This window comes from Marinobacterium profundum, assembly GCF_001528745.1.
Lineage (GTDB): Bacteria > Pseudomonadota > Gammaproteobacteria > Pseudomonadales > Balneatricaceae > Marinobacterium_A > Marinobacterium_A profundum.
Genome location: NZ_BCNS01000129.1, coordinates 46,605 through 60,794, shown reverse-complemented (window position 1 = coordinate 60,794; position 14,190 = coordinate 46,605). Strand labels below are relative to the sequence as shown.

Sequence of the window (14,190 nt, the reverse complement as noted above, 5' to 3'; positions counted from 1 at the left end):
GCAAAGAAAGTAACGCGCCAGCAAGGCGCAACCCCAACCATCAAACCGCCTCGAAACGCCCGCTAGCACCACAGTTCCCAGAACCCGCAAACTCCAATTCCGAAGCTTAGTGTCACCCATGTTATTGAACAGAACTGTTACCTATGTGGGTGAACTGCACCGACGCTTGCCACAGCTTCGCTGTGGATGTCGCCTGGATAGGGCCCAGGTACAACATCAGAGACATCAGAACCGCTCTTGTCCCCCCTTATGACGCCGGCGAGCACTGAGGTCATTGTGCGATCAGGCCTGAAAGGTCGATACAGGGACTGTATCGACGCCGATTAGCACATGGATGTGCGTTAGCGGCGCCCGCAGAATGGGCTTAGAGCGCAGCAGCAAGGCGTCATCGGGCGCGTCGTCTCTCAAGGAAAAGAGGTTTGGATACTTTCGTTTCGCGAACAAAGAAAGTAACGCGCCAGCAAGGCGCAACCCCAACCATAAAACCGCCTCGAAACGCCCGTCAGCACGGCAGTTTCAAGAATCATAAACCTCCAATTCTGAAGCTAAGTGTCACCCATGTTATTGAACTGAACTGTTACCTATGTGGGTAAACTGCACCGCCGCTTGCCACAGCTTCGCTGTGGATGTCGGAATTCGCTGCGCTCATTGCCAACCTACATAGAGCCCGTAGCCTGGAATGAGCCTGCGAATTCCGGGGCACACATACCCTCGGCGCTCAGCCGGAAACCTACGGCTAGCGCCGCTTGGCCTCAAACGCCTGCGCCAACTTCCAGGTGGCGGCAATATTGCGGGCCGTGCGATACAGGTTACTGTCGGCCTCCTCCAGCGCCTGGGGTAGTGTGACGACCCCCGGTACTATGCTGAACAGCGCATCGATGCCATGGGCGTGCACCAGGTCCGAATCCTCACTGACCGAGCCCGCCAGGGCGATGACCGGCACGCCGGCGCGCTGGGCGCGCTTGCTGACGCCCACCGGCGTCTTGCCGCGTACCGTCTGGCTGTCGATACGCCCTTCCCCGGTGATTACCAGATCAGTGCCTTCCAGGTGGCGGTCGATTTCCACCGCATCCATCACTATATCGATACCGCTTTTGAGCCGCGCCTGGGTGAAGGCGAGAAAGGCGCCGCCCAGGCCACCGGCGGCACCGGCACCGGGCGTTGCGTCTATATCCTTGCCGTGGCAAGCCAGCACAACTGCTGCGAAACGCCCGAGGCAGGCATCCAGCTGTTTCACCATCTGCGCATCGGCACCCTTTTGCGGGCCAAAGACTGCCGAGGCACCGAACTCACCGGTCAGCGGATTATCCACGTCGCAGGCAATCTCGAACTGGGTATCGGCCAGACGCGGGTCCATGCCGCTGGCATCGATGCTGTGCAGTGCCTGGAGCCCAGCGCCACCGGCAGCTATATCATTTCCCTCTTTATCCAGCAGCCGCACACCCAGGGCCTGCAACATGCCGGCGCCGGCATCGTTGGTGGCACTGCCGCCCAGGCCGACGATGATATGGCGCGCGCCCGCATCCAGCGCCGCCATGATCAGCTCGCCGGTGCCCCGCGTGGTGGCATGCCAGGGGTTGCGCTGCGCCATGGGCACCAGATCAAGCCCGGAGGCTGCCGCCGATTCGATCACCGCCGTGGTGCCATCCCCCAGGGTGCCCCAACTGGCCTTCACGGTCTCACCCATGGGCCCGGTCACCTCAGCGCTGAAGAGCGCACCGCCGGTGGCCGCCACCAGTGCCTGGGTGGTGCCTTCGCCGCCATCGGCGACCGGCAGCAATACCAGCTCGGCATCGGCGAACACCGCCTGGAAGCCACGGCCAATGGCCTGGGCCACGCCTTGCGCGGACAGGCTTTCCTTGAATGAGTCAGGTGCGATCAGAATCTTCATGTGGGTTTTCCATCGGTCGGGATTGAAACCATAGTGGCACAGCGCGCGGCAAAGGTGCTTTGGCCAGGACGACAAATAACGCCTGCGCCTGCTACGGCTTTTTGTACAGTTGCACAATAACCGGCCTTTAGACCTGTCGCCGGCGATTTTTCAGCCCGGGTTATGGCTCAGGCTGTAGAGTCGCAGGGTCACGAACAGCTGCAGCAGCTGATCGACAGATCCCAGGTCGAGCTGCAACAGGGTGCCTATCTTGTCGAGCCGGTAACGCAGGGTGTTGCGATGGATGTGCAGCCGCGCAGACGTTCGTGCCAGGTCCATGTTTTCAGCCAGGTAGGCCTCCAGTGTCTGTTGCAGGCTGCCATTTTTGTCCTGCGTCAGAAAGGCCTCGAACTCGCGCAGCAAATGCTGACCGGCCCAGCCCTCTGCGGCATCCAGCAGCAGCAAGTCCAGCGCCGATTCGGTGGCAAAACTCAGGCTTGCAGGCGTCGTCCGGCCCCGCGTCACCGCCTGCGCCTTGAGGGCACTGCGATAAGACTGGGCCAGGCCCTGGGGTCCGGAAAAATAATCGCCCGCACAGGCCCGGTAATGCACAGTATCGTACTGCTGCAGCGGCCGCAGGCGGGCATCCATCTGACGCCGGAACAAGGCCTTGTCCCAGCCGACGCTGCCCCGGTTTGGTGCGTCCCCAGCCCTGGCAGCATCCCCCCCCTTCAGGGGCACTGGCACCAGCATTACCATCTGCCGCGCCGTGGTAATAGCCAGCAGCGTGGCGCTACTGGCCGCTGCCAGCTGATGCTGCAACTGCTGTAACTGTGGTAATGGCAGGTCGGTACCGTCCGCGGCCTGCACCAGCTCAAGCACCACCACCACCCTTGGCAGACTCAGATCCAGTTGCAGCCGGGCCACGCGATCCTCGAACAGCGAGTCCGACGTGCCGCCCTCGATCAGGCGCAGCAGCACGCTCTCGCGCTGGCGACTGTCCCATTGCACCTGGGCGGTGACTGTAGCCTGCTCCACAATCAGTTCGGCGGTCATAACCACCAGATCGGCGTAGCGGCGCACCTCTTCCGGCTCGCCGGTAATGCCCACCACACCGACTATGTCACCGCTGCTGCGGATCGGCAGATTCACCCCGCCCTGCACGCCGCTGAGCCTTCCTGCCTGGTCGCGGGCAATATCCACCTCGCTCTGGCTGCTCAGCACATGCAGCGCACCTTCATGCAGCTGATCGATGCGCGCAGCATCGCCGGAGCCAATGATGACACCGTGGTGATCCATCACGTTGACGTTCACACCGGTGATTTTCATCGCCCGATCAACGATTTTTTGTGCCATCTGTCGATCTATAAACATCGCTTTCACTCTCGTGCGCCTGAGCGCTGCACTTGTTCCCAGCCAGCATCATGGCTGTTCACTTGCACAAAAAACAAGACACCGGAGTGACTTTTTTCCGTCGTCTGAACGAAGCCCTGTAACAGTTGCCGGATGATAATGGCTGCAATCCGAATCCCACTGCGCAGGTGCTCTAATGCGAAGAACAAAGATAGTTGCGACCCTTGGCCCATCCAGCGAAACCCCGGAACAGATTGCCCGCCTGGTAAAAGCCGGCGTCGATGTGGTGCGGCTCAACTTCTCCCACGGCAGTGCCGACGAGCATCAGCTGCGCGCCGACCGGGTGCGCGAAGCCGCCCGTGCCCAGGGGCGCCATGTCGCCATTCTGGGTGACCTGCAGGGTCCCAAGATCCGCATCTCCCGCTTTGCCGAAGGCCCGGTGACACTGGCCACGGGTGACCGCTTTATTCTGGATGCAGCCATGGCGAAAGACGCCGGCAACCAGGAAAGAGTCGGTATCGACTACAAGGAACTGGTAGATGACTGCAGCGCAGGCGATATTCTGCTGCTGGACGACGGTCGCCTGGTGCTGGAAGTCAGCGGCGTACAGGGCCGCGAGATTCACACAAAAGTGCAGATCGGCGGCAAGCTGTCGAACAACAAGGGCATCAACCGCCAGGGCGGCGGCCTTTCGGCAGAGGCCCTGACCGACAAGGACAAGGCCGATATTCTGTCGGCGGCCAAGATAGGCGTGGATTACCTGGCCGTATCCTTCCCCCGCAGCGGCGACGATATCCGCTATGCCCGTGAACTGCTCGAAGCCACCGGTAGCAAGGCCGGTATCATTGCCAAGATCGAACGGGCCGAGGCCGTCAGCAGCACCGAGGTACTGGATGGCATTATCGATGCGTCCAACGGCGTGATGGTGGCGCGCGGCGACCTGGGCGTGGAGATCGGTGATGCCGAGCTGATTGGCGTACAGAAACAGATCATCGAACGCGCCCGCAAGCGCAACAAGATCGTGATCACCGCCACCCAGATGATGGAGTCCATGATCAGCAGCCCGATGCCGACCCGCGCCGAGGTCTCGGATGTGGCCAACGCCGTGTTCGATGGCACCGATGCGGTGATGCTGTCGGCCGAAACCGCCGCCGGCGACTATCCGGTGGAAACAGTCGAAGCCATGGTGCGGGTCATCAACGGCGCCGAAAAGCACCCAAGCATGCACAGCTCCAAGCACCGCATCAATCAGGAGTTCACCCAGATCGACGAAACCATCGGCCTGGCGGCCATGTATGCGGCCAACCACCTGGTGGGGGTCAAGGCGCTGATCTGCATGACCGCCACCGGTGCCACACCGCTACTGATGTCGCGCATGAGCTCGTCGCTGCCAATCTTTGCCCTGGCGCCCAGCGGTGAAACTCTGCGCCGCGTGGCCCTGTTCCGCGGTGTGCATCCGCTGGCCTATGACCTGTCGGGTCTGTCCAACGACCAGATCAACCAGCAGTCGGTGGATGCCCTCAAGGTGTTGAACGTCGTGGCCGACGGTGACCTGGTGCTGATCACCAAGGGGGATTACATGAACGTGCACGGCGGCACCAACACACTTAAGGTGGTGCGGGTCGGCCAGCCGATTCACTGATAACCCCGGCTCGAAGCAACAACTGCCGCTTCGAGCCACCCCGCACCAGCCTGCATCACCTCGCGCCACCCCGAAACAGCGGGTGGCACAGCGGTCACAGCAGAATCAGCACCACACAGCCGGCGGTCAATACCCCCATCAACAGGTTGAACAGCCGCCAGTGACCCGCGGTTTTCAGCAGGCGCCCAAGCGCCACCCCAAAGCCGGCCCAAAGTGCAATGGACGGCAGGTTCACCAGTCCCATCACGCCTATCACCACGATCACAGATGCGGTGAAAGCATCCCCACCCAGCGTAAAAGACGCTATCGCACTGATCGCCATCACCCAGGCCTTGGGATTGGCAAACTGAAACGCCGCCGCCTGGATAAATGTCATGGGCCTGGCCTTATCGCCCTCAAGCCGAACCCTGTTGGGCGGCGGTGCACTGGCGATCTTCCAGGCCAGCCACAGCAGATAGATACTGCCCACCAGTTTCAAAGCCTGCTGCAGCACCGGCCACTGCTGAAACACCGCATTCAGCCCCAGCGCAACCGCACTCATCAGCACCATGACACCAATAGAGATCCCCAGCATATGAGGCACAGTGCGGCGAAAGCCGTAGAGCGCACCCGAGGCCGTCAGCATCATGTTGTTGGGGCCAGGCGTCGCCGACATGCTGAAGGCAAACAGCATCATCGGGCCCACCAGCGCCAGCAATTCCGCCACGGGCGCGCTCATGCCCCTTCTCCTGTTGAAAGCCCTGCTGACAATTGCGCAACCCAACCACGCGCTGAGGCCGCACACGAAGGCCCATGACACCTATTTTCAGCGCTCGGTCTTTTAATCAATAGCATGACTCAGCTCCCCTGCTCTTGCGAATAACTCTGCGAATAACTCTGCGAATAGCTACTGCGAATCCACTTAATTGTATGGATACAATATGACGCTAATTCACGAATTAAGTTAAACAATATCGATAGAGGACAGTATTATCCGCAAACAAAAAGGGTTCAATTGTAGATTTGTCACGCATACAATCCATTATCACCCCGACAACCCTGCAGAGGGCCGCACGGCCGGAGAAGAAAAATGACTGTTCAGCAACGTGCACAATCGCGCTGTCACTGGTTGCCGGAGCTTGAGCGTGACAGCAGCCCGCTTTACAAGGCGCTGGTCGATCAACTGGCCCGGGATATCGCCGACGGCAACCTCAAACCCGGTGATCGCCTGCCACCCCAGCGCCTGCTGGCGGATGCACTCCAGGTCACAGTGGGCACCATCACCCGCGCCTACCGTGAAGCAGAACGCCGCGGCCTGCTGGAAGCAAAGATAGGCAGCGGTACCCGGGTGCGTGCGCAACAGACTGAGGCTCCCGGATTCCGTCACCTCTCCGCCGCTGGCCAAAACAGCATAGACCTGTCGCTAAGCACCCCGATCGAGACGCCTCTGCGCCAGCAGCAACTATCCGCCCTGATGGAGCGCCTGGCCGGCAGGCCCGATGTGTTAGAGGCCGCGTTGCACTACCAACCCGAGCAGGGCAATAGCGCGCAACGCAGCAGCCTTGCCCGCTGGCTCAGCGCCCAGGGCCTGCCGATGGCGGCGGACGAACTGATATTGACGGAGGGTGGGCAGCATGCGGACTTTCTGGCGCTGCAGGTGCTGGTACGCCCCGGCGAAGCCGTGGCCTCCGATGCCCTAACCTACCCCGGCATGATTGCCGCCGCCCGCCAGCTGGGGTTGAAACATCTGCCCGTGCCCATGGATGGCGAAGGCATGCGACCGGATGCGCTCGAGCGGCTCTGCCAGCAACAGCGCATCCGCCTGCTCTACCTGATGCCCGAGTACAATAACCCCACGGTCGCGCAGATGAGCCAGGCCAGGCGTGAAGCCATAGTCGAGATTGCGCGGCGCTACGATTTGTTGCTGCTGGAGGATGGGGTTCAGTACGTCGCACCTGAGCATCGCGGCCAGGCGTTCTACCAGCTGGCGCCGGAACGCGCGCTCTATATTTTCAGCGTGTCCAAGATTCTGGCAGGTGGTCTGCGTTTTGGCGCCCTGCGCGCCCCCGCCAGCCTGATCACCCAGCTCAGTGCCGGTCTGCGCGCCCAGTGCTGGGCCAGCTCCAGCCTGCCGGGCGCCATTGCCTGCGAATGGCTCGCATCCGGCATGGCCGAAACGCTAATTGACTGGCAATGGCAGGAACTGGCGGCTCGCCAGCAGCTCATGCGCGAATGCCTGCAAGGATACGAACTGAATTACCACCCCTGCGGCCTGCACGCCTGGCTGGCACTGCCAGACCCCTGGCGGGCGGTCGATTTTGTCCAGCGCGCTGCCGAGCGCGGCGTCACCCTGATCGGCGCCGAGCCCTTTTGCGTTGGCAGCCAGCCCGCGCCTCAGGCCGTGCGTATCTGCCTCACACCACCGCCAGCCCGCGACCAGCTAAAGGTGGCGCTGGAACGCCTGAGGGAACTGCTGCACGAAGGCCCGTCGCTGAAAGCCCTGCTGGTGTGAGCCAGAGCATTAGGCTTCTGTCTATTTACCCGCGACCTGATTGAGCTCGAAGTTGACGCTGCACTTGAGGCCTGCGGGCAGCAGGTAGTCGGGGTTATCCAGCTGCAGGCGCACGCCGAAGGTGCTGCTGGCGGCATCGAGCACGCGGTCAACGATCTCGACCCGCGCCTGGTGGCTGCTGTTCAGCGGCGCCGCCAGGGTCACCATGGCGGTGGCGCCGGCCTTGATCTTGCCGTGATATTCCGCCGGCACTACCGCCTCAACGTAGAGCGGGTCCAGCTGTACTACCTGCAGTATGGGTTCTTCGCCGACGTACTCACCGGGATCCAGAAAGGTCTCGACCACCACGCCTGTGAGCGGGCTCTTGATGGTTTTCTGCTGCAGCAATGCCTGGGTCTGGCCCAACTCATAGCCGTAGAGACGGTTGGTGATAACGATTTCGTCTTTTTCCTGCTCCGAAATCAGATTGCGCTCATAGAGTTCGGTATTGCGGGCGATGGTGCGCTTGCCATACTCGGTCTGGGCACGGTTGAGCTTGAGCGTAGCCTCCTCTACTTCGGAGCGCAGCTTGAACAGCACCTGGCCCTTTTTCACCTGATCCCCCCGCCCGACCTTCACCGTATCCAGAACACCCACTACTGGGCTGGCAATGTTCGCATCAATACTGGGGGTCAGCAGGCAATCGGTGGCGAGATTCGGGCTCTCGGCCGACAGGGCCAGGGGCACTTCCAGCGGCGCGGCGAGCAGCAGCTCCACTTCATCCAGGCTGGCGGCAAAGCTGCTGCCGGCCAGGCTAAGCAGGGCGATAGATACGAGTGTCTTGGTCATCAGTCGGTAGATCCCGAGAAAGCGAGCAGCTCATTGAGCCTAAGATCATACTCAAGGGTCACCTGGCGGGCCAGGTAGTTTTGCCGCTCGGTATACTGTTGTTCAGTGCGCAACGCGGACAAAGCCATGCGTTGCCCACTGGCAGTTGTGAGGCCCAGAGACTGGGCGGTGGTCAGCAGACTTTTGGCCTTGAGTGTGCGCAGCGGCTGATTTTCCAGCGTCAGCATCATCTCGAAACTGCCCGGATCTCCCTGGCGTGCACAGCGCCCGGCCAACTGCCGGTCGACCCGCCCCGACTCGTAGTGTTCGGTGAGGATAACGTGCAGGCCACCGGCCTGCTCCACCACCGGGTCCAGCTTGATATCGGTGCCCCGGCCCGCCATATGCGTGGCCAGGGTGATACGCCCAGGCTCTGCCGCCCGGGCCACGATCTGGGCTTCACCCTGGTCCTGCTTGGCACTGAGAAGCTGATGTTCAATACCGGCCTGGCGCAGGTAGCCGCTGCCACACTCGGAACTGGCCACCGACTGGGTTCCGATCAATACCGCCCGGCCCTCAGCGATCAACTGCTGACAGCGCTCAATCACGGCGGCCCAGCGCTGCGCATCGGTGGCGAACACCCGTGCAGGCCAGGTCTCGCGCCTGGATGGTTTATGGGTGGGCACAGGTGTAACCGCCAGGCCATAAACCCGCCAAAGCTCCTTGCGCACTTCCCAGGCGGTGCCGGTCATGCCGCACAGATGCAGGTAGCGGCGAAAGAAATTCTGATAGCTGATACGGGCCAGGGTCACGCGCTGCTGCGTTAGTTCGCAGGCCTCCTTGAGCTCCACCATCTGGTGCAGCCCGCGCTCCCAGGAGCGCCCCTCCATCACCCGGCCACTGAGGGGATCTATCAGTTCAATCTTGCCTTCACGCACCAGATAGTCTTGGTCCACCCGGTAGATCAGCCGCGCCAGCAAGGCCTTGTGGACGATCTCCTCACGCCGGATGGAGCCACGGAACAGCGGCCCAAGACCTATGCTGAGCCTGCGCAGAGTCTCACAGCCCTGCTCGGTCAGATCGACGCTGCGCCTGTCCCGGTCAAGATTGAAATCCGTACCCTCGCCCAGCTGAAACGACAGCTGATAGCCAGTTTCGATAAAGGCCTGTTCCTCGGCGTTACCCTGGGTGCCGGAGATGATCAGCGGCGTGCGGGACTCGTCGATCAGCACGCTGTCGACCTCGTCCACCAGTGCAAAGTGCAACCCGCGCAGCTGCAGCTGTTTTTCCAGCCGGGTGCTTTTAAGCGACTCCACCTGAAGCCGCAGTGGGTGCGTCTGGGGCATTTTCATGCGATCGCGCAGGTAATCGAACACCAGTTCCTTGCCGGTCACGTAGACGATATCGCAGCCATAGGCCTGGCGCCGCTGCACGGGAGTTGCAGCATGCGTGATCAGGCCGAGACTCAGACCAAAACGCAGGTACAGCGGCTGCATCTCCATGGCATCGCGTTCGGTGAGGTAGTCGTTCACGGTGATTACATGCACCGGCAAGCCGGCCAGGGCCGCAGTGATCACCGGCAACACGGCGGTGAGGGTCTTGCCCTCGCCGGTTTTCATCTCGGCTGCGCGCCCCTGCAGCAGAATCCAGCCGCCCACCAGCTGGCTGTCAAAGTGGCGCATGCCCAAAGTGCGTCCCGACAGCTCGCGGATAATGGCGAACAGCTGCGCGACCTGGGCATCGTCAAAACCCGTCACGCGCAGACGCTCGCCCAGCAGGCGGGCCTGCTCTATCAGGCTGTCGTCGTCCTCGACCTCAGTCGCACGGGCAAACAGCGCCACCTGACGGACAAAGCGCTGCTGGCGCCCGTGCAGCCGCCTGGGACTTTGCTCCAGCAGTCCCTGCAGCCGCTGACCGAGACGCTGCAGCCAGCCCAGCTGCGGACGCACGCGCTCGGGTCTGTGGCGGTAATCCGCCGGCGGATGGGAGGCGCAGCCCACCTAAAACTCCAGCTCGCGCAGCAGCACGCGGCGCAGATTGCGGTAAATGCGAAAGCCGATGGCCTCGGGTGTATGTTCGAAGCGCACATAGACACGTTCACCGATTTTCTGAATCGGCAGGTTGTCCACACCGACATCAAACAGAAACACGGTATCGAAGGCTTCCGGCTGGTCCTGATTGCCGGGATCAAGCGCAAATTGTCCACCGCCTGTGACCGATAGCGCGGGGCTTGGCAGTATTTTCTGGGCGCTGGGCACCTCCGCCAGCATGCGCGCCGGAAGTTCCTGTTCGACCTGCTCCGACAAACGCACACTCAACCCCTGCAGGTCGTTGCGAATGGACTCGACATCATCCTGCCCCACCGCCACCCGCACGCGGTAATCCCCCGGCTGCAGCAGATAGCCCATCAGGGTGCCACGCGGTATCAGGCGCCCCAGGGGGTCAACCGGCAGCGCCAGCTGAAATGCGCCCTGGGCACGGCTGCGCAGCGTCAGATCACGCTGTTCATCGGCATAGCGCGCCAGGGTCGCCCGAGCCTGGGTAATTTCCTCCAGCACCATGCCGGCTTCGTTGCGCCGCTCATCGGCAATGGCAGTCTGGTACAGCACCATCAGCTCCTTCAGCCGCCCCACCGCCTGGGCGAGATCGGCCTCCAGCTGCGGATTATCACTGACAAAGAGCACCTGGCCCGCCTCCACCGACTGGCCGGAGCCAACCTCGATCTGTTGCAGAAAACCGTTACTGCGGGCCTGAACCTGGGCCTCTTCCGGGGCCCAGAAAATGCCCTGGGCCAGGGTCATTTTGGGTACTGGCATAACAAACAGCAGCGCAAACAGCAGGCCACCGAGGCCCAGGGTAACAGCCAGAATACGGCCTCTTTTATGTAACACGCTTCTATCCATGGTCAGATACTTGAGGATGGCCAGCAGGGGTTTGCCGAACATGTTGTAAAGCGACAGCATGGCCAGCAGTATGCCGATAAAAAACAGCTCGCTGGCCACAAAGAGCACAATAGTAAGGGTAATGAATACCCGGTACACGAAGCTGGCCAAGGCATAGCAGAACAGCCACCAGGCTTCCCGCCGACTGTAGGCCGGCGAGGTTTCGTCGCTCAGCCCCAGCAGGTAACGCTTGCACAGATAAGCCACCTGACGGGTGCTGCGCGCCCCCAGGTTCGGTATCTCGAGCCAGTCTCCCAGCACATAGTAGGCATCAAAGCGCAGCAGCGGGTTACCGTTGAACAGCACCGTCGATACGCCGGCGATCAGCAGCGTATTGAAGGCCAGGCTGCGCACCACACCGGGTTCGGCATGAACCCAGACCCACATGGCCAGGGCCGCTATCGACGCCTCCACCATAATGCCCGCCGCCGCCACCAGCATGCGCTGGTACTTGCTGCGAAAGGACGCCGAGGACGAGGCATCCACATAGGGGATGGGCATGAAGATCAGGAACATCACCCCCATCTCGTGCACCTCACCGCCCCAGCGTTTGACCGCATAGGCATGGCCGAACTCGTGCACCAGCTTGACCACCGGATAGGCCAGCCAGATCAGAAGCAAGTTTTCCGCCGCCAGTACCCGATCGGCCAGGTTCTCGGTCAGTTGCGGCCAGTGGTAGGCCGCCTGGCTTAGCGCCCAGCCAATGCAGAACAGCCACAGCAGCGCGGTCACCGGATTGAACAACCAGCGGCTCAGGCCCGCGGTGCGGTTGAGAAAGGGCTCCGGATCCAGCAGGGGAATTTTGATCGCCAGGGGCGACTTGAAGATGGCCAGCAGGCGGTTCTGCTGATCGCGCTGGCGGCGCTGACTCAACTCGCCAATATCGGGGATCACGTCGGTCTGAATAACATCCACCCGATACAGCTGCGATAACAGCCGAATCACCTCATCCTGGGAGGGCATGTCATCGCCGAGCTGCTCACCGGCACTGTGCCACAGATCATCCAGGGTACGGCGGCCATTCATCAGGCCAATAAGGCAATAAGCCTGTGGGGTAAAGCGGTGGTAGCGCCCGCTGGCATCGTCCTGCACCACATACCAGACATCGCCGCGATAGACATGGCGATTGATCTCGACATGGGAGCGCAACCGCGGTTTGAGCTGCGCAACGCGATGCCAGGAGGCACTGAAAAGCGACTCTGCCACTCAGGGCCACCAGGCCCAGAGCTTGAGTCGCAGCCACTGCTGCAGCGGGTAGGTCCAGATCCAGATCAGCTTACGGTCATCCACCTCGATCTTGCCGACACCCTCCATGCCAGGACGCAGCTCCGGCAAGGGCGCCGCCAGTGCCGCCTCGACACGGAAGAAGTTACCGCCATCCCGCGCCTCGGTCACCGGCGTCACCTGGCTTACATCGAAATCAAAAGCAGTTTCCGGCAGCGCATTGAGCACCAGCCGCCCCTGCAGACCTTCGCGAATATCCGCCATGCGGTGTTCATCGACCCACAGAATCACCCGGTAGCTGTCCAAAGGCGCCACTTCAAACAGCACCTCGCCCTGCTCCACCGCACTGCCCAGGCGCTGGCTCAGATCGCCGCTAACCACCAGGCCATCAAAGGGGGCCCGCAGCCGCGTGCGGGCAAGCTTGCTGATCACCAGGTCCAGCTCGGCCCGGTTCTGTTCCAGCTGCGCCTGCACCACCTTGGCTTCGGAGCGGTCGCGATTGGCCACCGCTTCTTCGTACTGGCGCTGCAGCTTGGCCTGTTCGCTGATAAAGCCGAGTTTTTCCAGCGTCAGGTCACGGTCATCCAGCCGACTCATTTCCTGTTCCGCCGTCACCCGCTCCCCCGCCTTGACGGCAGCGGTATCCAGATAGCCCTCGAACGGCGCTACTATGGCCCGGCGCACCGAGCCCTCCAGCACGCTGTCCGCCGCCACCCGGTAAGTGCCGGTGGCCAGGCTGAAAAACACCACCAGGGCGATCAGCAATAACAGGCTGAGCTTGCGTCCGGGATGGCCCTTGCCGAACAGGCGCTTGAACTGGGTCAGGCAGGCCGACCCAAGTTGCTGATACCAGCGCCTATCCTGGCCATGTTTGTTCTTCAGTGCCTCCCCCGACAGCGCCACTATGCTGCGAATGCGATCCACCTCGTCCTCAAGGAAAGGCCTGTCGGCTTCACGCTCCAGGGTCACGGCACCAAAATAGTCCTCCCCCGAATGCAGCGGAACCGTCAGCAGGCGGGCATTGCCATAACTGAGGGAAAACTGCATATGCTCGCGCTGCACCAGCATGTTGCCGCTGTCACCGCTGTCGGGGTAATTGATATGGCCGCGCTGCAGTACCGCCTCATCCATGACGCCACTCAGGCGCCGGATCAGGTTCATTTTCTTGCCGAACTGGGCGCTGTGGGACAGCGCGCTGATCTGCACCTGGGCACCTTTGCAGAGTCCAAAACTGACGCGATCACAGCCATGGGCGCTAGCCAGTTCGTTGACGAAGGTCATGGACGCAGCGTTGAAATCCGGCTCCGCCAGCACGGCACCCAGCAGGTCCACAGCGCCCGACAGACGCTCAAACTGCAGGCCCTGTTCCTGGCCACGGTGGCGACGCAGCATCAACTCGATCCAGGCGCTGCCCCACTGCACCTGCTCCATCACCGCGGGCAGGCGTGCACTGGGCACGCGCAGCGACAAGGCCACCACGCCCACCAGTTCGCCATCGAGGCGTACCGGGAAGGCCACCCCAAAGGCGCCATTGCCAAGGGAGTGCACCAAACCCGAAGCCTCTTCGATGCCTTCCTCTATGAGGGCGGTAAAATCAGCATCGGGCTGGGACTTTTCGGGCCAGATGGCGGTGGGCTGAAAGCCCGCTTCACCGCTGTCCAGCACCAGGGCGGCCAGATCGACATTGCCTATGCGGGTGCAGATCAATGCCAGCCAGTGCTGGCAGTACTCTTCATGGCTGGAGGCGGCGCTGAACTGAACCCAGGCCTGGCGCAGGTCATCCTGGGCGGTATCGGAATCTGTTTGCATCAATGGGGTACATTAACCAAAGCGGGCAGGACGAAAACAGCCCTGGTCGGAC

At 61.8% G+C, this 14,190-nt stretch carries 9 protein-coding genes; 2 read left to right on the top strand and 7 right to left on the bottom strand.

Annotated elements, in window-relative coordinates; all coding sequences use genetic code 11:
* Window positions 1-736 precede the first annotated feature (736 nt).
* On the bottom strand, window positions 737-1,891 hold the full coding sequence (locus MPRO_RS14820; RefSeq protein ID WP_067294200.1) for a glycerate kinase: 1,155 nt from the start codon (window positions 1,889-1,891) through the stop codon (window positions 737-739).
* Between the two features lie 150 nt (window positions 1,892-2,041).
* Window positions 2,042-3,226 (bottom strand): sugar diacid recognition domain-containing protein, encoded by a 1,185-nt coding sequence (locus MPRO_RS14815; RefSeq protein ID WP_158651832.1) that lies wholly within the window; start codon window positions 3,224-3,226, stop codon window positions 2,042-2,044.
* A 193-nt stretch (window positions 3,227-3,419) separates the two neighbouring features.
* Here MPRO_RS14815 and pyk point away from each other — a divergent pair, with 193 nt between their 5' ends.
* A complete protein-coding gene (gene pyk, locus MPRO_RS14810; protein ID WP_067294195.1) occupies window positions 3,420-4,865 on the top strand; it encodes a pyruvate kinase in 1,446 nt (481 codons plus the stop codon).
* 94 nt (window positions 4,866-4,959) lie between these two features.
* Here pyk and MPRO_RS14805 read toward each other — a convergent pair whose 3' ends face one another.
* Window positions 4,960-5,583 (bottom strand): LysE family translocator, encoded by a 624-nt coding sequence (locus MPRO_RS14805; RefSeq protein WP_067294192.1) that lies wholly within the window; start codon window positions 5,581-5,583, stop codon window positions 4,960-4,962.
* Between the two features lie 351 nt (window positions 5,584-5,934).
* Here MPRO_RS14805 and MPRO_RS14800 point away from each other — a divergent pair, with 351 nt between their 5' ends.
* A complete protein-coding gene (locus MPRO_RS14800) occupies window positions 5,935-7,356 on the top strand; it encodes an aminotransferase-like domain-containing protein (protein ID WP_067294190.1) in 1,422 nt (473 codons plus the stop codon).
* A gap of 21 nt (window positions 7,357-7,377) precedes the next feature.
* On the opposite strand, the gene MPRO_RS14795 is transcribed toward MPRO_RS14800, so the two are convergent.
* The 4 genes from MPRO_RS14795 to MPRO_RS14780 are packed head-to-tail and all read right to left on the bottom strand — an operon-like array spanning window position 7,378 to window position 14,138.
* Window positions 7,378-8,184, bottom strand: a complete 807-nt coding sequence (locus MPRO_RS14795) for an efflux RND transporter periplasmic adaptor subunit (RefSeq protein ID WP_067294187.1) — start codon at window positions 8,182-8,184, stop codon at window positions 7,378-7,380.
* A complete protein-coding gene (locus MPRO_RS14790; protein ID WP_067294183.1) occupies window positions 8,184-10,163 on the bottom strand; it encodes a preprotein translocase subunit SecA in 1,980 nt (659 codons plus the stop codon). Before MPRO_RS14790 ends, MPRO_RS14795 begins: the two co-directional genes overlap by 1 nt.
* Window positions 10,164-12,311, bottom strand: coding sequence for a biotin/lipoyl-binding protein (locus tag MPRO_RS14785; protein ID WP_067294180.1), 2,148 nt, complete (start codon window positions 12,309-12,311; stop codon window positions 10,164-10,166). It lies immediately after the preceding gene.
* On the bottom strand, window positions 12,312-14,138 hold the full coding sequence (locus MPRO_RS14780) for a GAF domain-containing protein (protein WP_067294177.1): 1,827 nt from the start codon (window positions 14,136-14,138) through the stop codon (window positions 12,312-12,314). It abuts the gene before it with no gap.
* Window positions 14,139-14,190 lie beyond the last annotated feature (52 nt).

What these genes read in the sequence shown, in the direction of transcription:
- MPRO_RS14820 (WP_067294200.1), bottom strand. Translation starts at nt 1,891, where the DNA reads ATGAAGATTCTGATCGCACCTGACTCATTCAAGGAAAGCCTGTCCGCG.
- MPRO_RS14815 (WP_158651832.1), bottom strand. Translation starts at nt 3,226, where the DNA reads ATGGCACAAAAAATCGTTGATCGGGCGATGAAAATCACCGGTGTGAAC.
- pyk (WP_067294195.1), top strand. Translation starts at nt 3,420, where the DNA reads ATGCGAAGAACAAAGATAGTTGCGACCCTTGGCCCATCCAGCGAAACC.
- MPRO_RS14805 (WP_067294192.1), bottom strand. Translation starts at nt 5,583, where the DNA reads ATGAGCGCGCCCGTGGCGGAATTGCTGGCGCTGGTGGGCCCGATGATG.
- MPRO_RS14800 (WP_067294190.1), top strand. Translation starts at nt 5,935, where the DNA reads ATGACTGTTCAGCAACGTGCACAATCGCGCTGTCACTGGTTGCCGGAG.
- MPRO_RS14795 (WP_067294187.1), bottom strand. Translation starts at nt 8,184, where the DNA reads ATGACCAAGACACTCGTATCTATCGCCCTGCTTAGCCTGGCCGGCAGC.
- MPRO_RS14780 (WP_067294177.1), bottom strand. Translation starts at nt 14,138, where the DNA reads ATGCAAACAGATTCCGATACCGCCCAGGATGACCTGCGCCAGGCCTGG.